Raw genomic sequence first — 22,083 nt, 5'->3', positions numbered from 1 at the left:
GATGGCCGCCGCCGCCCGCTGATCCACAAAAAACCTGGCCCTCTTCGGCACGGGCCCGTCTACGCCTCCGTAGCGGTGCCGTCGCCCACATCGTCAGCCCGAAGAGGGACAGGAGCACCGCTCCTCCGACGAGGGTGGGGACCGCCGCCATGAGGAAGACCGTCAGCAGCAGCTCCGCCCCCGCCGGCTCCTCGCCCATCGTGCTCCCGCCCTGTGCCATGAACACCATGACGGCGGCGGCCGGCGATCAGTTCCCGGCGTGCGCGCCGGCGGCGCTCGGCGCGGCGCACGCCGCTCCACAGTCTGGTCACGATGTGGTCTCGGCCGCCTCCGCCCCCCTTGTTTCCCTTCGTGTAATCGATTCCAATCCTTGGTGCACGGCACGTGTAATCGATTCCACAAGGAGGTGGAGGCGATGACGGGCATCAAGGACGTCGCCGCCGAGGCGGGTGTTTCGGTCGCCACGGTGTCGCGTGTCCTGAACGACCACCCGTCGGTCAGCGCACACGCCCGTACGCGCGTGCTGGCCGCCGTCCGGTCGCTGGGCTACCGACCGAACGCCGTCGCCCGGTCGCTGCGCACCGACCAGACCCGCACCCTCGGCCTGGTCATCAGCGACGTGATGAACCCGTACTTCACCGAGCTGGCCCGCTCCGTCGAGGAGGAGGCCCGCGCGCTGGGCTACAGCGTGATCATCGGCAACGCCGACGAGCGGCCCGACCTCCAGGACCACCACGTCACGACCCTGCTGGACCGCCGGATCGACGGCCTGCTGGTCTCCCCCACCGACGGCGGCTCGCCGCGGATGCTGGAGGCCGCCCGCGCGGGCACGCCCATGGTGTTCGTCGACCGCTGGATACCGGGCGTCGAGGTGCCCGTGGTGCGGTCGGACGGGGTGCCGGCCGTGCGGGATCTGGTGGCGCACCTGTACGGGCTCGGGCACCGGCGGCTCGCGATCATCGCGGGGCCGGCCGCCACCACGACCGGGCGCGAGCGCGTCGACGCCTTCCGCGAGGCGCTCGGCGCGTACGGGCTCCCCCTGCCCGCCGCCTACATCGGTCAGGGCGACTTCCAGGCCGACAGCGGCCGCCGGGTCACCGAGGGGTTCCTCGCCCTGCCCGAGCCGCCCGAGGTCGTGTTCGCGGCCGACAACCTGACGGCGCTCGGCGCGCTGGACGCCGTCCGGGCGCGCGGGCTGCGGGTTCCCGAGGACATCGGGCTCGCCGCGTTCGACGACATCCCCTGGTTCGTGCACACCGATCCGCCGGTCACCGCGATCGCCCAGCCCACGGGCGACCTCGGGCGGGCCGCCGTGCGCGCGCTGGTCGACCGGATCGAGGGGCGGCCCGGTGAGTCCGTCACCCTCCCCGCCCGGCTCGTCGTACGCCGCTCGTGCGGCGAACCGGCCCCACGGCCCCCGGCCCCACCGGCTTCCGGTCCGCCGATCCCCACCCAGTCCCCCGTACGAAGGAGTACGTCGTGAGCAACCCGGACGAGTTGCTGCGCATTGAGGGCATCCGCAAGACCTTCCCGGGCGTGGTCGCCCTCGACAGCGTCGACTTCGACCTGCGCCGCGGCGAGGTGCACGTGCTGCTCGGTGAGAACGGCGCGGGCAAGAGCACCCTCATCAAGATGCTGTCCGGCGCCTACACCCCCGACGAGGGCCGCATCCTGGTCGGCGGCGAGGAGGTGCGCATCCACGGTGCGCAGGACTCCGAACGGCTCGGGATCGCCACCATCTACCAGGAGTTCAACCTGGTGCCCGATCTGACGGTCGCCGAGAACATCTTCCTGGGGCGGCAGCCGCGCCGCTTCGGGATGATCGACCGCAAGAAGATGGAGGCCGACGCCGCCGTTCTCCTGGAGCGGGTCGGCGTCCGCGTGTCGCCCTCCGCGCGGGTCCGCGAACTGGGCATCGCACGGTTGCAGATGGTCGAGATCGCGAAGGCGCTGAGCCTGGACACTCGCGTGCTGATCATGGACGAGCCGACCGCCGTGCTGACCTCGGAGGAGGTGGACCGGCTCTTCTCCATCGTGCGCAGGCTGCGCGAGGGCGGAGTGGGCATCGTGTTCATCACGCACCACCTGGAGGAGATCGCCGCCCTCGGCGACCGGGTCACCGTTCTCCGGGACGGCCGCAGCGTCGGCCAGGTCCCGGCCACCACGCCCGAGGACGAACTGGTCCGCCTCATGGTGGGCCGGTCCATCGAGCAGCAGTACCCGCGCCGTCGGCCCGACGCCGGGGACACCCTGCTCCGGGTCGAGGGGCTCACCCGTGACGGCGTCTTCCACGACGTCGGCTTCGAGGTGCACGCCGGTGAGGTCGTCGGCATCGCGGGTCTCGTGGGCGCCGGGCGCACCGAGGTGGTCCGCGCGGTGTTCGGCGCCGACCCGTACGACAGCGGGACCGTGACGGTCTCGGGCAGCACGCTGCGCGCGCACGACGTCAACGCGGCGATGACGGCCGGGATGGGGCTCGTCCCCGAGGACCGCAAGGGTCAGGGCCTCGTCCTGGACGCCTCGGTCGAGGAGAACCTGGGCCTGGTGACGTTGCGTTCGGCCACCCGCGCGGGCCTCGTCGACCTCAAGGGCCAGCACACCGCGGCGGCCCGGATCGCCGAGCAGCTCGGGGTGCGGATGGCGGGCCTCGGCCAGCACGTGCGCACCCTCTCCGGCGGCAACCAGCAGAAGGTCGTCATCGGCAAGTGGCTGCTCGCCGACACCAGGGTGCTGATCCTCGACGAGCCGACGCGCGGGATCGACGTCGGCGCCAAGGTCGAGATCTACCAGCTGATCAACGAACTCACCGCGGCCGGCGCCGCCGTCCTGATGATCTCCAGCGATCTGCCCGAGGTGCTCGGCATGAGCGACCGGGTGCTGGTGATGGCGCAGGGCCGCATCGCGGGCGAACTGCCGGCCGAGGACGCCACGCAGGACGCCGTGATGGCCCTCGCGGTCGGCACCGGCGCGGGCAGCGGCGCAGACAGCGGCGCGGACAGCGGCGCGGGCACCGGCACCGGCACCGGCACCGGCGGCAAGAACGACGGCACCACCGACCAGAACGGCAAGGAGGGCCCCCGTGGCCACTGACACGCTCAAGAGCACAGGGGGCAAGGGCTCCGCCTCGGGCGGCCTGCGCCGCCTCCTGCTCGACAACGGGGCGCTGACCGCGCTCATCGTCCTCGTCATCGCCATGTCGGCGCTGTCCGGCGACTTCCTGACGGCCGACAACCTGCTCAACATCGGCGTCCAGGCCGCGGTCGTCGCGATCCTCGCCTTCGGTGTCACCTTCGTGATCGTCTCCGCGGGCATCGACCTGTCGGTCGGTTCGGTCGCCGCCCTGTCGGCCACCGTCCTCGCCTGGAGCGCCGCCTCCGCGGGCGTTCCCGTGGTCCTGGCGGTGATCCTGGCGATCGCCACCGGCATCGCCTGCGGCCTGGTCAACGGCGTCCTCGTGTCGTACGGCAAGCTGCCGTCGTTCATCGCGACGCTCGCCATGCTGTCGGTGGCCCGCGGTCTGTCCCTGGTGATCTCCCAGGGCTCCCCGATCCCGTTCCCCGACTCCGTCTCGCACCTCGGCGACACCCTCGGCGGCTGGCTGCCGGTGCCGGTGCTCGTGATGATCGTCATGGGCCTGATCACGGCGTTCATCCTCGGCCGCACGTACATCGGCCGCTCCATGTACGCCATCGGCGGCAACGAGGAGGCGGCCCGGCTGTCCGGGCTGCGGGTGAAGCGGCAGAAGCTCGCCGTCTACGCGCTGTCCGGCCTGTTCGCCGCCGTCGCGGGCATCGTGCTCGCCGCCCGGCTGGCCTCCGCGCAGCCGCAGGCCGCGCAGGGCTACGAACTCGACGCGATCGCCGCCGTCGTCATCGGCGGCGCCTCCCTCGCGGGCGGCACCGGCAAGGCGTCCGGGACGCTGATCGGCGCGCTGATCCTGGCGGTGCTGCGCAACGGCCTCAACCTCCTGTCGGTGTCGGCGTTCTGGCAGCAGGTCGTGATCGGTGTCGTCATCGCGCTGGCCGTGCTCCTGGACACGCTGCGCCGCAAGGCGGGGGCGACCCCGACCGCGTCCGGTGCGCCGGGCGGGGGCGGGGCCGGACGGAAGAAGCAGGCGGCGACCTATCTGCTCGCCGCGGTGGTCGCGGCGGCGATCGTCGGCGCGCTGTCCTTCCTGCACAACGGCTCCTCGGAGGCGAAGGCGCAGAAGGTCGGCCTGTCCGTGTCGACCCTCAACAACCCGTTCTTCGTGCAGATCCGTGAGGGCGCGCAGGAGGAGGCGAAGAAGCAGGGCCTGGACCTGACCGTCACCGACGCGCAGAACGACGCCTCGCAGCAGGCCAACCAGCTGCAGAACTTCACCAGCGGCGGCCTCGACGCGATCATCGTCAACCCGGTGGACTCGGACGCGGCGGGACCCGCGGTGCGCTCCGCCAACAAGGCGGACATCCCGGTCATCGCCGTGGACCGCGGCGTCAACAAGGCCGAGACGTCCGCGCTGGTCGCCTCCGACAACGTGGCCGGTGGCCGGCAGGGCGCCGAGGCGCTCGCCGAGAAGCTGGGCGGCGAGGGCACCATCGTGATCCTCCAGGGGCAGGCGGGCACCTCCGCCAGCCGCGAGCGCGGCTCCGGCTTCGCCGAGGGGCTGAAGGAGTACCCGGGCATCAAGGTCGTCGCCAAGCAGCCCGCGGACTTCGACCGCACCAAGGGCCTCGACGTGATGACGAACCTGCTCCAGGCCCATCCCGACATCGACGGCGTGTTCGCCGAGAACGACGAGATGGCGCTCGGCGCGATCAAGGCGCTCGGCTCCAAGGCCGGAAAGTCCGTCCAGGTCGTCGGCTTCGACGGCACGCCGGACGGCCTCGAGGCGGTCGAGCAGGGCACGCTGTACGCGTCCGTCGCGCAGCAGCCGCGGGAACTGGGCAGGATCGCGGTGGACAACGCGCTGCGCGTGGCCGAGGGAGAGAAGATCGACGAGACGGTGATGGTTCCGGTGAAGGTGGTCACGAAGGAGAACGTGGCCGAGTTCAGCGGCTGACACCGACGAACGACCGGGTCCGGGGCGGTCGGCCGTCACAGCCGGCCGCCCCCGGACCGCCGTGCGGCGACCGTGCGACGACCAGGTGACGACCATGTGGGGAGCCATTCCATGTACGACTACGACCTGCTGGTCGTGGGGTCGGCCAACGCCGACCTGGTGATCGGTGTGGAGCGCCGACCGGACGCCGGGGAGACGGTGCTCGGCTCCGACCTGACCGTCCACCCGGGCGGCAAGGGCGCCAACCAGGCGGTCGCCGCCGCCCGGCTCGGCGCCCGTACGGCCCTGCTGGCCCGGGTCGGCGACGACGCGCACGGGCGGCTGCTGCTGGACTCGCAGCGGGAGGCCGGGGTCGACACGGTGGGCGTGCTGGTGGGCGGGGCCCCGACCGGCGTCGCGCTGATCACGGTGGACCCGTCCGGGGACAACAGCATCGTCGTCTCCCCGGGCGCCAACGGCCGGCTGACGCCCGACGACGTACGGGCCGCCGGGAGCCTCTTCCACGCCGCCAAGGTGGTCTCCACGCAGCTGGAGATCCCGCTGGAGACGGTGGAGGAGGTGGCGCGCACGCTGGCGCCGGACAGCCGGCTCGTGCTGAACCCGTCGCCGCCGCAGCTGCTGCCGTCCGAGGTGCTGGCGGTCTGCGACCCGCTGATCCTCAACGAGCACGAGGCGAAGGTGATCCTCGGCGAGGGGGCACGGGCCGGTGAGGAGCCCGAGGACTGGGCGCGGCTGCTGCTCGCGAAGGGCCCCCGCTCGGTGGTGGTGACGCTGGGCGGCGAGGGCTCGCTGGTCGCCTCGTCCGACGGGATCTCCCGCATCCCCCCGGTGAAGGTGCGGGCCGTGGACACCACGGGTGCGGGCGACTCCTTCACCGCCGCGCTGGCCTGGCGGCTGGGCCTGGGCGAGTCCCTGGCCGACGCGGCGACGTACGCGGCCCGGGTGGGCGCGGTGACGGTCACCCGGGAGGGCGCGCAGGTGTCCTTCCCGACGGCCGAGGAGGTCGCGGCGCTGTGAGGAAGGGCGGGATCCTGAACCGGCACCTGTGCGCCGCGCTGGCCGAACTGGGCCACACCGACCGGGTGCTGGTGTGCGACGCGGGCATGCCCGTCCCGGACGGGCCGCGCGTGGTGGACCTGGCGTTCCGGGCCGGGGTGCCGTCCTTCGCGGAGGTGCTGGAGGGGTTGCTGGCCGAGCTGGTGATCGAGGGCGCGACGGCCGTCACCGAGATCCGGCAGGCCAACCCGGCCGCCGCGGAGCTGCTGGCGGGCCACTTCCCCGCCCTCGACCTGGTCCCGCACGAACACCTCAAGGAGCTGACGGCCGGCGCCCGGCTCGTCGTCCGCACCGGCGAGGCCCGACCGTACGCGAACGTGCTGCTGCGGTGCGGGGTGTTCTTCTGAACGTCCCGCACGCTTCGAGGGGGCCCGGTCCGTCGACCGGGCCCCCTCGGTTCCCTCCCCCTGTTCCCTCCCCTGTCAGAACCTCTCGGATCCCCCCCGGGTCCCCCCACAGAAGCCCTGACAGCACGTACGACCCGCGGGGTGCGGGGAGGGTTGTACGCCTTCGCGGAAAAAATTTCCCGGCGAGCCGTGAGATGTCGTCCCCGACATGTCCGGATCACGTCACATCACGCTCAACGGCGTTGCATCCGCGACGGGTTGTGCGACAGCATGTTCGAACAGGCTTGTGATGTGTACGTGACGCACGGGGGTGACACACGTGAAGTTCGACATGGGGTCCACGACCCTGTCGGATCTGGGCAAGAACACGGTCGGTTCGAGCACCGATCTGGGCACGCTGATCCGCATGCTCATCCAGGCGGCCGAGCCGCTGGAGGGCAAGTTCAACGGATCCGGAAAGGTCGCCTTCGACTCGTTCAAGACGCGGGCGGACGAGATCACCGCCGCGCTGAACCAGTCGCTCGGCGCGATCCTCGAAGGCCAGGGCGGTATGGACACCGCGTTCGGCACCGGTGACGTGGAACAGCAGGACAACGCCCACAAGAACATGGGGGCGGCGAACTTCGACGCGGCCCGCTTCGGCGCGCGCTAGACCGCCGGCCGGGGCAGAGACCGACAACCACAGGGGGTTTTGACGATGGGTCAGAATCTGGACCGCCGCTCCTATGACACCGGCGCGTCGAGCGAGGTGCAGGGCGGCCTGCAGGGCATCGTCGGCCAGTTGGAGCGCGTACTGGCCGACCGCGACAAGGCCGTGAAGGCCGCCATGGCCGACTTCCAGGCCGACGGGGTCTCCGAGGAGTACCACGGCAAGGAACTGCGCTGGAATCGCGCGGCCAACGAGGTACGCAGCATCATCCAACTGGTGCGCACCACCCTCGAGGACAACGACGGGACGGCCCAGGCGACGATGGCGAAGGCGCGGGCGGCGGTCGACAACATCGGCTGACGCGGTCGCGTCGGCGCGTGGGTGGGATGACGGCGCACGGGAGTTACGGGGAATCCACATGACGGGGTGGGACATCTCGCCGTCCGGCGTGCAGCGCGTTCTCGCGAAGACGGCGGAGGCGGCCGAGGGCCTCTCGGACACCGGGAAGGCCCTGCAGGAGACGCTGCCGAGTGCGGCGAAGTCCGCCGGCACGGTCCAGCAGGGCGGTGTGGAGAAGAGTGGGGTCCAGGGCCCGGTCGCGGCGGCGCTGGGCGAGTTCTTCACCGCCTACCAGGAGAAGCTGATGTACGTCGCGGTGCGCACGTCGAACTCCCTCAGCGGAGCGGCCACCGCGACCAACGAGTACGTCAAGGGCGACCTGAAGATGGCCGCGCAGGCCCAGGCGAACGCGCTGAAGGAACCGGAGATCGACCTGCCGGGGGCGGGCGGGGGGCAGGGGGGCACGTGAGCACGGACCTGATCGACCCGCAGAAGATCCCGCAGTTCACCGGCGACCTGGAGCAACTGGTCACGGACCACATGCTTCTGACGGGGGAGGCCCTCGTCTTCCGCCAGTCGGGATCCGACGTGCACGCCCGCTTCCAGGGGTTGTCGGCGTGTTACACGGCACCGGAGGCGGAGCAGTTGTTCGCCACGACCGCGCCGGTGGCGGCCAAGGCGGACGAGTTCGCCGATGATCTGGAGAAGGTCGCGGCGGCTCTCAGCGCGTACGAGACGGAGATCCAGCCGCTGGTGGCCAGGCTGAAGAGCCTCAAGCGGCGTGCGGAAACCTTCCGGCAGCAGATAGCGGGGGACGACGACTGGCGCGAGGACGACGACAACGTCCAGCTCAACAACGACCTGGTGTACGACGTCAACGCCACCACGGAGGCCTTCTGGCTGGCGGAGATCACCTGCCACGACACGATCACCGCGCTGGTGGGCGGCTCGAAGCTGATTCTCGAGGACGGTGCGGACAAGCGCCTGGTGGAGCGCGGCACCAGCACCTACGGCTTCACCGCCGACCTGCTGAACCAGTCCGAGGAACTGCCCTGGGGCAGCATCGTGGAGAAGGAGCGGCACGGGCTCGACTGGCTGGGCCACCAGGTGTGGGAGTTCGGCAAGGGATTCTTCGTCGACGGGGTGTGGGGCACGATCCAGGGCCTCGGCACCCTGGTCGGCTTCGACGGCTGGGACGCGGCGGGCGAGGCCTGGAAAGGGCTCGGCAAGCTCGCCACCGGCGTGCTCATCACCGCGGTGCCCGTCGTCGGCGTCGCCTACTGGGCGATGCCCGAGGACAAACTGCCCTCCTACCTGCGCGACTCCCGCAACGCGGTCAAGGAGACGGGCAAGGCGCTGGTCGCCTGGGACCAGTGGGGCGAGAACCCCGCACGCGCGAGCGGCGCGGTCACCTTCAACGTGCTGACCACGGTGTTCACCGGAGGCGCCGGAGCGGCCGCGAAGAGCGGCGCGGTGGCCCGCACGGCCGGCGCGCTCGGCAGGACGGCCCGGCTGGTCGACCCCATGACGTACCTGGGCAAGGCCGCGACGTTCGGCACGGTCAAGGTCACCGACCTGTTCGCCGGCCTGCGGGGCGTGCACGCGGGCGCCTACGACGACGTCCTCGCCGGCGCGGGGCGCGTCCAGCCCGACGGCAGCGTGGTCCGGGTCGCCGACGACACGCCGGTCATCCGCGACAACGTCGTGGAGTGGCCCGACGGCACCCGCCTGAACCTGGACGACGGCTCGGTCGTCCGCGCGGACGGGACGGCGGCACCGGCCAAGGTGGAACTGTCGGCGGCGGACCGGGAGTTCCTGGAGCGGAGCCTGCCGCGCGAGGAGGGTGCGCTGGTCGGGGCGGGCGACCGGGCAGGCGCGCACGCCGCCGGGGGCACGGCGGCCCACGTCGGCGGCGACGCGACGGGGCGGGTCAGCGGGAACACGGCGGCGACCGCGCACGTCGGTGAGCACGCCGGGGCGCGCGGCACGGACACGGTGCCCGCACGCGACACCGGAGGGCATACGGCGGGCGGCGACGGGCCCGCCGGCGGTGGTGGGGCCGAGGGTGGCGCGATTCCCGCCCAGCACGGCGGGGCCGGGGGCGGTCACGCGGGCGGGGACGGCTCGGGCGGACCGCCGTCCGGCAGCCGCGATCCGCTGGACCTCGAACGCGAGGTCATGCGCCGGCAGGTCGAACGGGCCAACAACGACCCCCAGTGGTTCAAGGATCACTACCGGGAGAACGGATACCGGCGCGACACGACCGCAGAGGGCGGTTACGGCCAGGCCGTGCCCCAGATCACCGCCAACCCCTTCGCGCCGCCCAAATGGATCGCGGCCAGTGACATGCCTCCGGCGATCAAGGAAAGCTATGTGCGTCCGGACCCCATCAAGGGCAAGCCGGCGGATCTCCCCGACACGACCCGGGAGTACCTGGACCAACAGGCCGCCAGACGGGATGCAGCGGTCAAAGCCGACAAGGCGGCGGAGGACGTCCTCAAGGACGCGGAGAAGGCCTACGCCGCCAACCGCACGGACGAACTGGCCGCCGCGAGGGATCTCGCCGACAAGACGCACTCACCGCTCCACGGCGACGCCAACCGGCAGGCAGAACTGCTCGGCGAGTACGCGGCCGAGCGCCACGCGATCCCGGAGCACTACGAGGGTGCGGTGCGTCTGGACGACGGGGCGTTCGGCAACAATCGGTTCGACCAGGTGTACCGGACGACGGACGGCCGGTATGTCGTCGTCGAGGCGAAGGGGTCCACGACGGCCCCTCTCGGAGTACGCAAGGGGCACAGCAATCGACTGGTGACGCAGGGGACGAAGGAGTACTTTGAAACAATCTTGAAGGAAATGGAAAAGAGGGCTAACAGAAACGAAAGAAAGGGGATGAAATCCGGAGATGCGGATCTACTAAAATCAGCAGAGGCGGAACGCAAGCTAGCCGACGACCTAAATAAGGCACTCGAAAAAGAACAAGTGGACTACGTCCTCGTAAAAGCTAAGCCCGACGGCACCAAGTATGCCGGATATGAAATGCTACAATTCAACATAAAGAAATGAGGAAATTGCACGTGGTAGCGAATATTTCACGCCCCGAAATGGAGGGCAGTAACCCGATTCCGGACGCATTCCGCGAAAAATTGAACACTCGCACGCTTGCGAAGATTGAAAACCTCGAGAAGTACCCGGATAGTTTCGGGTTGACCTTCAGCAGCGCACTGAGTACAGCTAAGCTGCAGACCCTCGATGATCCCACTGCCGCCAAGTTGGAGACGTGGGAGGCCTGGGTGATGGCCATGCAGGTCGGGTCCGCCCTGTTCTCCTCGGCGACCGCTCCGGAGGGCTCCACCGTCGAGTGCATGATCGGCCATAAGATGCGAACGATCCCCGCCGTGGGGATCACGCACTTCGTGGACGCCGGCACCTGGCTGGACGCCTTCTGGCTGACGGTCGTCTGCCGGGACCAGGCGCGGATGACACATCTGTGCCAGGTGCCGATCGAGACACTGCGCGCCTCCGGCGCCGTCTTCGAGGAGTACATCTATTACTGGGTGGATGCACTCCAGGCGTACTGGCTGGAGCGACCCGGGCTCGGGGACAAACTCGTTGCCGCGTTCGACGGAACCGACCCGGACCGGCTGCGATTCCTCGACCGCGAGACGATGCTCAAGGTCCTGTATCCGCCGATCAACCTCTTCTACCGCTTCATCGGCCAGGACCCCGACCAGTTCAACGAAGCCCTGATCCAGGCACTCCAACTGCACAAGGAATACTGGAACGCCGACCCCGACCGTGAGGAATCCGGCGAGGGCGACATCCCCCTTGCGATTCTGGCCCTCACCTGTCTCGCCCACGACGCCGGGCGGCCCATCGAGGTCGAATCGGAGTACCTGCCCGAGCACCTGCTCAAGCGCAGCTGGCTCGGCGAATTCCCCACATGAGCCAGATGGCCGGCATGACCGCTCAGGACGGTTCTGCACAAGAGCCATCCCTCTACCGGACGCACTACTCGTGATGCACCACTTGATGGTTCGCGCCAGTGACGCGCCAACACGCCTGCCCGTGATTCTCGCCGAGCCTCACCGTGCCGCCCCCCGGTCGGGCCGGAGTGCGGAGGTGAGTGCACGGGCCGTGGCCACGTTGCAGCGCCCCAGGTCGATCAGCGCGAGCGGAGTGGACCCGGCGTACGAAGCGACATCGAGCCCGAGGGACGGCAATGTCACCCCCACCGCCCGGAGCGCCTCGCGCAGGTCCTCACACGCCTGTTCCGCGTCTCCCACCTCAGAGAACCTCCCCTCTGCTGCGGGCGTTGGCCCTGGCCACCCGCGCCCACATCGGTTCCTCGGCCCGTTCATGGACGTTCAACGGCTGCACGTCGCCGGGCAGCGCCGTCCACTCCGTGCCGCCGCCCTCCGGGCGCAGCCATACGAACCCGTCCTGATGGTCCATGACGATCCCGCGCCTCTCCTGCCGTAGGTCACGGGCGAGTTCACCGATCGGGAGCCGACTCGTGTCCAGTTCGGGGCGGCCTGGGCGGGGCGTCGTGTCGGTCGTCTTACGTCCGCGGGAGGGCAAGGGTGCGGCCTCCTGCTGCTTCTCACTGTTCACGCTCTCAGCGTCACGGCGGGCAAGGGTGGCCGGCCAGGGTGACGGTGTTCCGAACCGGGCTCCGGAACGGCTGCCACCTGGGCACTATCACTTTTTGCACTCACACTGTCACCAACAGCGACTAGCTTTGATGGATGTCCGTTCCCTCGGGAACGCGGGACGGCATGCCGACACGGCACACGGCAAGGGAGCACCGACCGCCATGACCCAGCCCTCCCGGGACCTCGAACCCGTCCACTCCGCCCGCGACCTGTACGGCGTCGAGCTGCGCCGTCAGCGCCAGCTCATCGGGCTGTCGCTGGACCGGATGTCGGACATCGTCAACTACAGCAAGACGCATCTGCACGAAGTGGAGACGGGAGAACGGCTTCCGCTGCCGCCGATCTCGGAGAAGCTGGACGCGGCTTTCGGGACAGGGGAGTTGTTCCAGGGGTTGTGGGGTGCGGTGAAGCGGGAGTACACGCCGAGGCGGTTCGATCACTGTCTGGAGCTGGAGGCCCGGGCGGTGCGGATTCAGGAGTTCTGTGCGGGCATCGTCCCCGGTCTGCTCCAGACATCGGCATACATGCGTGCGCTGTTCACCGAGGGAAACCCCCAGATGAGCTCCGGGGAGATCGACTCTTTGGTCGCCGCACGCCTGGGTCGTCAGGAAGTCATGCGCCGTGACAGCCCTCCGCACTTTTGGTGGATCCTCGGCGAAGCGGCTCTACGGCAGGCGGTGGGCGGACCGGAGGTGATGTACGGGCAACTCGCGACACTGCTTCCCCTGGTGCAATCGCGCTGCACGACGATCCAGATCGTCCCGTTCGCGGCGGGCTCATGCACCTTGATGAACGGCGCACTCATCTTGCTTACGCTCCCGGACAACTCCACCATCGTGTACCAGGAAGGTCCCAGGAACGGCGAGATCTTCGACGACCGCGAGACCGTCACACAGCGCGTGCGAGAGTACGATCTGATGAAGGCCAGCGCCCTCCCGCCAAGGGATTCAGCGGCGTTGATCGAAGCGACGATGGAGATGTACGAGCCATGCGAGTCACCCCGGACGTGAACGTCGCCCGCTGGCGTAAGTCCTCCTACAGCGGAAACCAGCAGGGGGATGCCTGCGTCGAAGTCTGCGACGACTTCGCCGGCGCGGTCCCCGTCCGCGACAGCAAGAACCTGACCGGCCCTGTCCTGATGCTGGGCGGGGCGGCCTGGCAGCCGTTCGTCACCGGCGTCAAGGACGGCTCCCTGTAGGGCGGTTACGCGGAACGAGCCCTGGCGATGTTCCAGGGCCCGTTCCGGAACAAGGACTACGGCGGTCTCACAGTCCAGGAGGAATACCGGTGGGACGAGGACGGCCGACCGATGAGAAGCCGGCGTCTCGATGACCCCTCGCAGGCGCCCTGAGCAGATTCCCGACCGTCGGGCCGCGGCCGCGATGCGTCCTGGGGGAGCGGTTCCGGGAGGATCGAGGTCGAGTCGGAGTACTTGCCCGTGAATCTGCTCAAGCGCAGCCGGCTCGGCGAATTCCCCACCTGACCCGACACGAGGTGAATGAGCAGCATGTCCGCTCAGGACTACGACAGCCAGCTTCTCGAGTCCGTTTCCGTGCGGCGGCGGCGGTTGCGGGACGCCCTGTTGTTCGGGGCGCAGCGGCAACGGCGGGCCGTGGACGAGCGGGTGGGGAAGGTGATCGCCGGGATGGTGATCGCGGCCGTGCTGTGCGCGGGGTGTGTGGGGTGGTCGTTCGTGTCGCATCGGCTGATGGGGCAGGGCAACAGTCCGTACTCCCCCGGCGTTTCCACGCCCTCTAATAGTCCTACAGGCCGGTGATAGGTTCGCGAGCGTGATGTCTCCGGGGGCCTTGAGCAGGGAAACGGCCGGTGGGCCGACGGTGTTGAGCCGGGTCACGCTCGTCGGTGAGCGGCGCCGCGTCGACCTGGTGCTTCCGGCGCGGGAGCCGGTCGGGCTGCTGCTGCCCGAGATCATGCGGTTGCTGGACGACCGTGTGGAGGGGCGGCCCGCCTCGCGTCACCTCGTCACGGTGGACGGCTCCGCGCTCGATCACGACAGCACCCTGGAGACGGCGGGCATCCGCGACGGTGCCGTCCTGCGTCTCGTCCGCGCGGAGGACGCCCCGCCCGCCCCCGTCGTGCACGACGTCACCGACGAGGTGGCGGAGGATCTCGGTCATCGGGCATGGGTGTGGGGGCCGGCCGCGCGGCGGGTCACGGCGGGGGTCGCGAGCGTGGGCTGGGTGGTCGTCGCCGCCTTGTTCGCGCGTGCGCGGTACGACAGTTCGGTCGTCGCCGCCGCGCTGCTCGCCGCCGCCGGTGCGGCCGCGGTCGCGGGCGCGGTGCTGGGGCGGGTGCGCAGGCACGGGCTCTCCGCCACTCTTCTGTGTGCCGGTGGCGCGCTCGGTGTGCTGGGTGTGTGGAGCTTGGTCGACGGTCTCGGCGGGTCGTCGGCGGGTGCGCTGCGGCTCGCCGGAGTGGCTGTGGTGAGTGTGCTGGTCCTCGCCCTGCTCGGGCTGTTCACGCCGTTGGGGCGGGGCGGGCTGGTGGGTGCCGGGGCCGTGGCTCTGACCGCCGTCGGCTGGGAGGTCGTCGTCGCCGTGCAGTCCGGTGCCGGGACGGCGGAGCAGCAGGCCCGGGTCGGGGCCGTTGTCGGCGTGGTCTCGGTGGTGGTGCTCGGCGTGCTGCCACGGCTCGCGCTGATGGCGTCCGGGCTCTCCGGGCTCGACGACCGTCGGGCCGGCGGGGTCTCCGTCAGCCGCCACCAGGTGTCCGTCGCCCTGGCCGCCGCCCACCGCGGGCTGGTGCTCGCCACGATCACTCTGGCGGGGTCGGCCGCCGTGGCCGCCGTACTGGCGCTGCGGGATCCCTCCGGGTGGACGGTGCCGCTGGCCGCGGTCGTCGCGGTGGTGCTGGCGCTGCGCGCCCGGGCGTTTCCGCTGGTCGCCGAGGTGATTGTGCTGCTGGCCGCCGCGGCGGGCGTCGCCGTGCGGTTGCTGGTGGTGTGGGCGGAGGAGTCCTCGGACGTGGCGCCGCTGGTCGTCCTCGTGGTGCTGGCGGTCCTGCCGCTCGTCGTGCTCGCCGTGCAGCCGGCCGAGCACGTACGGGTCCGGCTGCGGCGGACCGGTGACCTGCTCGAGTCGGTGGGGGTCATCGCGCTGCTTCCGCTGCTGGTCGGCGTGTTCGGTGTGTACGGGCGACTGCTCGGCACCTTCGCATGAGGGCTTGAGGGGCGCGGCGGCATGACGAACGGGGAGCAGGGGCGGGAGCAGCCGTCGGCGCACGGCGGTGGCGGCGGTGGCGACGGTGGCGGTGACTGGCAGCGGGACGTGCTGCGGGAGCTGGGCGGCGGGGTGAGCGGCCCCTCGGATGCGGGTGAGCACACCGGTGCGGAAGCGTGGGCGGGCACGGAAGGTGACGCGCTCGGTTCGGCGTCCCCCTCTTCCATACCGGCTGACCGGGCCGCCGACGAGCCGGTCCCGGAGCGGCCCGCGGCGCCTGCCGCCCCCGTCCCCACCCGTGCCCCCCACCTCCCCGCGGCCCCCGCCCCCGAGTCCTCCCCCACCCTCGACCCCCGTCTCCTCCTCGCCCTGGGGCGCCCCCTGCACGGCGACTCCGTGACCCGGCGTACGGGCAGGGCGCTGCGCAAGCTCACCTCGTCCGTGGCTCAGGAAGTCGCCGAACAGACGCGGATCGCGCGGGAGTTGCAGCAGCCCGTCACCACGGGCCGGGTGGTGGCCGTCACCTCCATCCGCGGCGGTGTCGGCAAGTCCACCGTCGCGGCGTTGCTCGGGCGCACCCTCAACCACTACCGGCACGACCCGGTGCTGACCCTGGAGGCGGATGCCGCGCTGGGCACCCTGCCGGTGCGCCTGGGCGCGGAGGCGGTGCGCTGGACGTGCGCCGATCTCGCGCCGATCCTCCATCCGTCCATGCAACTGACGGACGTGACCGGCTACTTGGTGCCGGTGTCGGACGGCGGCTGGCTGCTGCCCGCGAGCCGGGGCCAGGTCGGTCCGCCGCTCGACATGACGGCGTACCGCAAAGTGACGCTGGCGCTGCGCCGCTACTTCGCCGTGACCGTGGTCGACTGCGAGACGCTCCCCGGCGAGGTGGCCCGCACCGCCATGGACACCGCGCACGCCCGGGTGGTGGTGGCGCCGGCCACCGCGGAGGGGGTGAACGCCACCCGTCAGGTGCTGGACTGGCTGGCCCGGTTGCCGCACTCCGCCCTGGCCACGACGGTGGTGGCGCTGGTGTCGGGCACCCCCGACATGCTCCTCGACGGCAAGACGGCCGCGGGGCATCTCAAGGAGGCCGGGGTCACCGTCGTCTCCGTGCCGTACGACCGTCATCTGGCCGGTGGGGGTCCCATCCGCACCGACCTCCTGGCGCACGCCACGCAGCAGGCCGTGCTGCGGCTGGCCGCCGAGGTGATGGGGCGCGCGGTGAGGGTGCGATGAGCGCCCGGTCGGTGCGTCCCGGTACGTGCCCGTCCTGTCCCTCTTCCGTCTCTTCCGTCACGACCCGCTTCGGAGAAGTCCGCCCGTGACCCTGCAGATCGTCCATCGGCCCGCCCGCAGCACCCGCCCCCCGGAACCCGCCCGGCCCCGCACGATCGAACCCCCGCCGAACCTTCCCGAGGGGAAGATCGGCAACGCGGCCACCGCGCTGCTGCCGATGGCCGGCGTCATGGGCTCCGTGGTCATGATGACCGTGATCCGCAACAGCCGGTTCGCGGTGGTGGGCGCGGTCGTGCTGGTCTTCGCGCTGCTGGGCGCGGTGGCGCTGTTCCTGTCGCAGCGGGGCAAGGCGCAGCGCACCCGGCGTACCCAGCGTGAGCGCTACCTGGAGTACCTGGAGGAGCTGCGGGAGGAACTCGGCGTCGCGGAGCGCCGGCTGCGCGACGCGGAGCGGGAGCTGAACCCGCCGCCGGACGCGTTGTACGACCTGGTGCGGGACCCCGCCCGGCTGTGGGAGCGGCGCCGCCGGGACGCCGACTTCCTGCGGGTGCGGGTCGGTCTCGGTGACGTGCCGGCCCAGGAGCCGGAGATCCAGCAGAGCGGTGCCGGCGGGGTGCTGACGCCGCCGGACCCGTTCATGCTCAACGAGGCGCGCGCCCTGCAGCGCCGGTTCGCGACGGCCGCCGACGTGCCCTTGACGGTGCCGTTGGACCGGGCGGGAAATGTCAGCGTCGTCGGCGACCGGGAGGACGTCCTGCGGGTCGCCCGGGCCCTGCTGGTGCAGACGGCGGTGACGCACGCTCCGGACGACGTCGCGCTCGCCCTGGCCGTGCCCGGCGAGCGGCTCGCCGACTGGGAGTGGGCGAAGTGGCTGCCCCACGTGCTGGATCCGCAGGCGCACGACGGTCCGGTGGCCGCCCGCCGTATCGCGCCCGATGTCCGGCAGCTCGCCGAAGGGCTCCGGCACGAGCTGGGCCGGCGGTCCGCGTACGCGGCGGAGGTGCGGCGCGGTCTGGCCGACCGGACCGCGCTGCGGCTGGCGGGCCGGCTGCTGGTGGTCGTCGACGCCCACGGCGAGCCGGCCGCCGAACTGCCCCGCCCCGACTCGGCGGTCGGGCTGGCGGACATGGGGGTCACCGTGGTGCACCTCCTCCAGGAGCAGGTGCACGAGCCGGACGAGGTGAGCGTGCGCCTCACCGTCCAGGGCGAGCGGGTGGTCGTCGAGGACGTGCGCGCTTCCGCCACCGAGGAGGTACGTGCTTCCGTTGCCGAGGGCACCGTGGACCCGGTCACCACGGCCGGGGCGGAGGGCGTTGCCCGGCTGCTGGCCCCGCTGCGGCTGTCACCGGAGTCCGTCGCCGAGGGAAGCCCCGTCACCGGGCCGGTCGACTTCCCCGCGCTCCTCGGCATCGCCGACCCCGCCGACCTCGATCTGCCCACCCTGTGGCAGCCCCGCGGCGAACGCGACTTCCTCCGCGTGCCCATCGGGCTGACGGATCGTCACGAGCCGGTCCTGCTGGACCTGAAGGAGTCCTCCCAGCTCGGCATGGGCCCGCACGGACTGTGTGTGGGGGCCACCGGCTCCGGCAAGAGCGAGCTGCTGCGCACCCTGGTCCTCGCCCTGGCCGCCACCCACTCCCCCGAGGACCTGGCGCTCGTCCTGGTCGACTACAAGGGCGGCGCCACCTTCGCCCCCTTCGCCGAACTCCCGCACACCGCCGGGATGATCACCAACCTGGAGAATCAGGCGGGGCTCGTCGAGCGCGTCCACACCAGCCTCGCCGGTGAGGTCAAGCGCCGCCAGCAGGTCCTGAAGGACGCCGGCAACGTCGCCGACATCGGGCACTACGCCGTGCTGCGCGCGACGGAGCGGCCGGACCTCGAACCGCTCCCGCACCTGTTCGTCGTCATCGACGAGTTCGGCGAACTCCTCACCGCCAAGCCGGACTTCATCGACCTGTTCCTGTCCATCGGACGCATCGGCCGCTCCATCGGGGTCCACCTGCTGCTGTCCAGCCAGCGCATCGAGGGCGGCAAGCTCAAGGGCCTGGACACCTACCTGTCGTACCGGCTGGGGCTGCGGACCTTCTCCGCCGACGAGTCCCGCACGGTCCTCGACACCACCGACGCCTTCCACCTGCCGCCGCTGCCCGGCTTCGGTTACCTCAAGGTCGACACCTCCACCTACGAACGGTTCAAGGCCGGGTACGTCTCCGGCGCCCACCGCGGTCCGGCGGCGCGTGAGCAGCGGGACGAGGGGCCGCTCGCCCTGCCCTACCCGGCGTACAACACCGCGGAGCGGGGCGAGGAGCCGGAGGAGGAGCCCACCGCCACCCGGCGCGATACCGGCCCGACCGTCCTGTCCCTCATGGTCGGCGGGCTCACCGGAGCCTCCCCCAAGCTCTCGGCTCCGCTCGAGCAGGGGGGACCCCCATCGCCCGTGCGCCGCATCTGGCTGCCCCCGCTGCCGGACGCCGTCACCCTGGACGCGGCCGCGGGGCCGGTCCGGGTCTCCGAGCGCGGGCTGCACCTGGCGCGCGCCACGGGCGGGATGCGGGTGCCGCTCGGTGTGCTGGACGACCCGGCCCGGCAGTGGCAGGGCCGGTGGGAGCTGGACCTGACCACGGCCGGCGGCCACGTGGCCGTGATCGGCGGCCCCCAGTCCGGCAAGACCACACTCCTGCGGACCCTCGTGCTGTCCCTGGCGGTCACCCACACCCCCCGCGAGGTCGCCGTGTACGGCCTGGACCTGGTCGGCGGCGGCCTCTCGGCGCTGGCCGCCCTGCCGCACGTCGGCGGGATCGCCGGGCGGGCCGACCGGGAGCGCGCGGCCCGTACGGTGGCCGAGGTGCGCGCCATGCTCGACGAGCGCGAGGCGGTCTTCCGCGAGCACGGCATCGACTCCGTCGACCAGCTCCGCCGGCTCCGCGCCCAGGGCCGGCTGGAGCAGCTCGGCTCCACCGACGTCGTCCTCGTCGTCGACGGTTTCGGCGCGCTGCGCGACGACTTCGCCGACCTGGACGAGCCGGTCGCCGACCTGCTGAAGCGGGGCGGCGGCTACGGCATCCACGTGGTGGCGGGCATGCTGCGCTGGAACGACGTCCGCATCGCCACCCAGTCGCTCTTCGGCACCCGCGTCGAACTGCGGCTGAACGACCCCGCCGACTCCTCCGTCGACCGCAAGCTCTCCGGGACCCTCGCGCCGGACGTGCCCGGCCGGGTGCTCACCGACGGCAAGCTGTTCGCGCAGGCCGCCCTGCCCCGCATCGACGGCTCGTCCACGACCGGCGACCTGGGCCCGGCCCTGGAGGAGGCGGCCCGGACCGTCCGCGCCACCTGGCACGGCGAGCCCGCCGCCCCGGTGCGGGTGCTGCCGGCCCGGCTGCCGGTGAGCCGGCTGCCCTCACCGGCCGCCGAACCGCGGCGGGTCCCCCTCGGCCTCGACCAGGACGCCCTCGCCCCCGTGCTGCTCGACCTCTTCGGCGGCGACCAGCACCTGCTGGTCCTCGGCGACAACGAGTGCGGCAGGACGAACCTGCTGAAGCTGGTCGTCGCCGGGCTCGTCGAGCGGTACTCCGACGACGAGCTGGTCTTCGGCGTCTTCGACCCCCGCCGCGGCCTGCGCGGCGTCGTCCCGGAGCCGTACCGGGGCGGCTACGCCCACAACGCCACGCTCGCCGCCGCCCTTTCCACGGGCATCGCCGCCGAACTCGACAAGCGGCTGCCGGAGACCGCCGACCCGGACGCACCCGAGACCGGCGAGCCCGCGTTCCGTGGCCCGCGGATCGTCATCCTCGTCGACGACTACGACATCCTCACCACCGCCGGACAGCAGCCCCTCGCGCCCTTCCTGCCGTACGTCTCCTCCGCGCAGGACATCGGTCTGCACTTCGTCCTGGCGCGCCGCACCGCGGGGGCCTCCCGCGCGCTGTACGAGCCGCTGCTGACCACCCTGCGCGAGACGGGCACCACCGCCCTGGTGATGGACGGCGACCGCACCGAGGGACAGCTCTTCCCCGGCCTGTACGCCTCCCCGCAACCACCCGGCCGCGGCACCCTGGTCCGCCGAGGCCGGCGCCACCGGCTCGTCCAGACCGCGCTGGCCGGAGCCGAAGAGGCCGAAGAGGAGACAGCGTCATGACCAAGGACGTCATCGCCCTCACCCCGAGGATGCCGGACACCTGGGCCCTGCTGGCGGGCCTGTACGCGGGCGGACCCGAGGCGGGCGTCACCGCCGGATCGGGGGGCGCCGTGCTGCGGCTGTGCGCCCCGGACGGCAAGCCCCTCGTGTCGGTGGAGGCCCCGCTGCTGGTCCAGGTCCCCGGGGAGGCCGAACGGCTGCTCGGGCGGGACGTGCCCGTGCCGTTCTGGTGGACCGAGGTCCGGGCCTCCGGCGCCGTGCCCGGGGCCGAGCGGCTGGCGGGATCGGTGTGCGGGCGGCTCGCCCTGCTGCTGGGCGGCAGCACCTGGCCCGAGCCGGCGGCGGGCACCGAGGTCGTGGACGTGCGCGCGGCCGTCGTGCCGGACGACGGACAGCCGGTCGTGGACGTCCTCACCGACACCACGTCCGTCGTCCTGTCCGACCGGCCCGTCCTGGCCCTGACCACCTGGCTCTCCGAGGTGCTGCGCGGCACGTCCGAGTCGGGCCGGGCCCTGCAGATCGTCACCCCGCCGCACGTCCGGCTCAGTGCCCCGGCCCGCGCCACCCTCCTCCAGGTGCCGGGCCGCTGGGTCGTCCAGGACCCGGCACAGGGCTACTACGACGGGCTGTCCGGGGCGGTGCTGCGCTGGCGGGACGGCACGTTCGCGCCCGCGCTCGGGACGGACGGCACGGCCCCGGTCGCCGAGGCGTTCGGCCGGACGTCCCCGTCGAACGACCGGCAGCTCGTCGTGGCGTTCCGTACGACGCTCCCCGCCCACGAGGACATCGTCCTGGGCGAGGCGCTCGAGACGGCCTGGCGGGCGCTCACGGGTTCCGCCCCGGCCGGCTGGGGCACCGCGGAACCCGTCAACCTGCCCTGGTCGCCGCGCCGGCTGACCGAACTGGCCCGTGCCCGGGCCCCCGAGCCCACCCATCTGCTCGTGACGGGGCATCCCGACCGGCCCGCGCTGGCGTGGATCCGGGTGACGCGCACGACCGCCGGGGTCGAGCAGGACGTGACGCTCACCCTCGGGTACGGGGAGGACGAGGAACCGCCCCTGGAGGCGATCGCGTCCCTCGCCGGGACCCTCGTCGGGGAACACGGTCTGACGACGATGCTGGCCTCGGTGCGGCGGGCCTCCCGCGACCTCACGACGGCGCCCGTGCTCCAGGCGCCGTCCGTCCCGGTCGCCTTCACCCTGGGCGCGCGCGACGTGCGGGGCATCGGACTCACCCACGCCCGTCGCCCGCCCGTCGGGGTACGGCCCGTCGCCCTGGGCCCCGCCTCCGAACCGGCCCTGCACTACCCGCTGGGGGACGGGTCGGACGCCGGCGCCCTCGGCACGCTGCACCGCCTGGCGGTGCATCTGCGGGCCGGTGTGCCGGGAGCGGAGACCTGAGGGCGCGCCGCGCGCAGGGGGCACCGCGGGCGGG

The 22,083-nt window shown here is 71.8% G+C and carries 18 protein-coding genes; 17 read left to right on the top strand and 1 reads right to left on the bottom strand.

Annotated features, from left to right (window positions below):
* Positions 1–415: 415 nt before the first annotated feature.
* From ACWEQO_RS19225 to ACWEQO_RS19180, 10 genes are all read left to right on the top strand, one after another.
* Positions 416–1,483 (top strand): LacI family DNA-binding transcriptional regulator, encoded by a 1,068-nt coding sequence (locus tag ACWEQO_RS19225; RefSeq protein ID WP_452984475.1) that lies wholly within the window; start codon positions 416–418, stop codon positions 1,481–1,483.
* Entirely contained in the window at positions 1,480–3,090 is a 1,611-nt protein-coding gene (locus ACWEQO_RS19220; protein ID WP_452984473.1) for a sugar ABC transporter ATP-binding protein, read from the top strand. The genes ACWEQO_RS19225 and ACWEQO_RS19220 overlap by 4 nt, the downstream gene beginning before the upstream one ends.
* Positions 3,080–5,041: an ABC transporter permease/substrate-binding protein gene (locus tag ACWEQO_RS19215; RefSeq protein ID WP_452984471.1), complete on the top strand. Its 1,962-nt coding sequence runs from the start codon at positions 3,080–3,082 to the stop codon at positions 5,039–5,041. The genes ACWEQO_RS19220 and ACWEQO_RS19215 overlap by 11 nt, the downstream gene beginning before the upstream one ends.
* A 111-nt stretch (positions 5,042–5,152) precedes the next feature.
* Positions 5,153–6,058: a ribokinase gene (gene rbsK / locus ACWEQO_RS19210; protein ID WP_452984469.1), complete on the top strand. Its 906-nt coding sequence runs from the start codon at positions 5,153–5,155 to the stop codon at positions 6,056–6,058.
* Positions 6,055–6,444 (top strand): D-ribose pyranase, encoded by a 390-nt coding sequence (rbsD, locus tag ACWEQO_RS19205; RefSeq protein WP_452984467.1) that lies wholly within the window; start codon positions 6,055–6,057, stop codon positions 6,442–6,444. The genes rbsK and rbsD overlap by 4 nt, the downstream gene beginning before the upstream one ends.
* A gap of 319 nt (positions 6,445–6,763) precedes the next feature.
* Positions 6,764–7,096, top strand: a complete 333-nt coding sequence (locus ACWEQO_RS19200; protein WP_279335923.1) for a hypothetical protein — start codon at positions 6,764–6,766, stop codon at positions 7,094–7,096.
* A 45-nt stretch (positions 7,097–7,141) separates the two neighbouring features.
* Positions 7,142–7,453 (top strand): pore-forming ESAT-6 family protein, encoded by a 312-nt coding sequence (locus ACWEQO_RS19195; protein WP_109382349.1) that lies wholly within the window; start codon positions 7,142–7,144, stop codon positions 7,451–7,453.
* Positions 7,454–7,511: 58 nt separating this feature from the next.
* Entirely contained in the window at positions 7,512–7,901 is a 390-nt protein-coding gene (locus ACWEQO_RS19190) for a DUF6507 family protein (RefSeq protein WP_452984464.1), read from the top strand.
* Positions 7,898–10,498: a hypothetical protein gene (locus tag ACWEQO_RS19185; RefSeq protein WP_452984462.1), complete on the top strand. Its 2,601-nt coding sequence runs from the start codon at positions 7,898–7,900 to the stop codon at positions 10,496–10,498. The genes ACWEQO_RS19190 and ACWEQO_RS19185 overlap by 4 nt, the downstream gene beginning before the upstream one ends.
* A 140-nt stretch (positions 10,499–10,638) precedes the next feature.
* The gene (locus ACWEQO_RS19180) at positions 10,639–11,379 is read left to right on the top strand and encodes an immunity 49 family protein (RefSeq protein WP_452984460.1); all 741 of its coding nucleotides are present in this window, start codon (positions 10,639–10,641) and stop codon (positions 11,377–11,379) included.
* Between the two features lie 340 nt (positions 11,380–11,719).
* On the opposite strand, the gene ACWEQO_RS19175 is transcribed toward ACWEQO_RS19180, so the two are convergent.
* On the bottom strand, positions 11,720–12,046 hold the full coding sequence (locus ACWEQO_RS19175; protein ID WP_452984458.1) for a hypothetical protein: 327 nt from the start codon (positions 12,044–12,046) through the stop codon (positions 11,720–11,722).
* A 202-nt stretch (positions 12,047–12,248) separates the two neighbouring features.
* On the opposite strand from ACWEQO_RS19175, the gene ACWEQO_RS19170 reads away from it, so the two are divergent.
* The 7 genes from ACWEQO_RS19170 to ACWEQO_RS19140 all read left to right on the top strand — a co-directional run bounded on the left by ACWEQO_RS19170 (position 12,249) and on the right by ACWEQO_RS19140 (position 22,049).
* Entirely contained in the window at positions 12,249–13,097 is an 849-nt protein-coding gene (locus ACWEQO_RS19170; protein ID WP_452984456.1) for a helix-turn-helix domain-containing protein, read from the top strand.
* The gene (locus ACWEQO_RS19165; RefSeq protein ID WP_452984454.1) at positions 13,076–13,285 is read left to right on the top strand and encodes a DUF397 domain-containing protein; all 210 of its coding nucleotides are present in this window, start codon (positions 13,076–13,078) and stop codon (positions 13,283–13,285) included. Before ACWEQO_RS19170 ends, ACWEQO_RS19165 begins: the two co-directional genes overlap by 22 nt.
* A gap of 309 nt (positions 13,286–13,594) precedes the next feature.
* On the top strand, positions 13,595–13,864 hold the full coding sequence (locus tag ACWEQO_RS19160; RefSeq protein ID WP_361449515.1) for a hypothetical protein: 270 nt from the start codon (positions 13,595–13,597) through the stop codon (positions 13,862–13,864).
* A 16-nt stretch (positions 13,865–13,880) separates the two neighbouring features.
* Entirely contained in the window at positions 13,881–15,266 is a 1,386-nt protein-coding gene (gene eccD, locus ACWEQO_RS19155) for a type VII secretion integral membrane protein EccD (RefSeq protein ID WP_452984603.1), read from the top strand.
* A gap of 21 nt (positions 15,267–15,287) precedes the next feature.
* The gene (locus ACWEQO_RS19150) at positions 15,288–16,508 is read left to right on the top strand and encodes a hypothetical protein (RefSeq protein ID WP_452984452.1); all 1,221 of its coding nucleotides are present in this window, start codon (positions 15,288–15,290) and stop codon (positions 16,506–16,508) included.
* Between the two features lie 85 nt (positions 16,509–16,593).
* The gene (gene eccCa / locus ACWEQO_RS19145) at positions 16,594–20,649 is read left to right on the top strand and encodes a type VII secretion protein EccCa (protein ID WP_452984450.1); all 4,056 of its coding nucleotides are present in this window, start codon (positions 16,594–16,596) and stop codon (positions 20,647–20,649) included.
* Positions 20,646–22,049: a DUF6177 family protein gene (locus tag ACWEQO_RS19140; RefSeq protein WP_452984448.1), complete on the top strand. Its 1,404-nt coding sequence runs from the start codon at positions 20,646–20,648 to the stop codon at positions 22,047–22,049. The genes eccCa and ACWEQO_RS19140 overlap by 4 nt, the downstream gene beginning before the upstream one ends.
* The last annotated feature ends 34 nt before the right edge of the window (positions 22,050–22,083 follow it).

It is taken from the genome of Streptomyces sp. NPDC004051 (genome assembly GCF_053604275.1).
Note: the sequence above shows the minus strand (reverse complement) of the source record. Positions and strands in the feature narration are given on the sequence as shown.

Coding starts and splice junctions, on each gene's coding strand:
- eccD (WP_452984603.1), top strand. CDS start 13,881: ATGTCTCCGGGGGCCTTGAGCAGGGAAACGGCCGGTGGGCCGACGGTG.
- ACWEQO_RS19140 (WP_452984448.1), top strand. CDS start 20,646: ATGACCAAGGACGTCATCGCCCTCACCCCGAGGATGCCGGACACCTGG.
- ACWEQO_RS19195 (WP_109382349.1), top strand. CDS start 7,142: ATGGGTCAGAATCTGGACCGCCGCTCCTATGACACCGGCGCGTCGAGC.
- ACWEQO_RS19190 (WP_452984464.1), top strand. CDS start 7,512: ATGACGGGGTGGGACATCTCGCCGTCCGGCGTGCAGCGCGTTCTCGCG.
- ACWEQO_RS19225 (WP_452984475.1), top strand. CDS start 416: ATGACGGGCATCAAGGACGTCGCCGCCGAGGCGGGTGTTTCGGTCGCC.
- rbsK (WP_452984469.1), top strand. CDS start 5,153: ATGTACGACTACGACCTGCTGGTCGTGGGGTCGGCCAACGCCGACCTG.
- ACWEQO_RS19150 (WP_452984452.1), top strand. CDS start 15,288: ATGACGAACGGGGAGCAGGGGCGGGAGCAGCCGTCGGCGCACGGCGGT.
- ACWEQO_RS19160 (WP_361449515.1), top strand. CDS start 13,595: ATGTCCGCTCAGGACTACGACAGCCAGCTTCTCGAGTCCGTTTCCGTG.
- ACWEQO_RS19165 (WP_452984454.1), top strand. CDS start 13,076: ATGCGAGTCACCCCGGACGTGAACGTCGCCCGCTGGCGTAAGTCCTCC.
- ACWEQO_RS19170 (WP_452984456.1), top strand. CDS start 12,249: ATGACCCAGCCCTCCCGGGACCTCGAACCCGTCCACTCCGCCCGCGAC.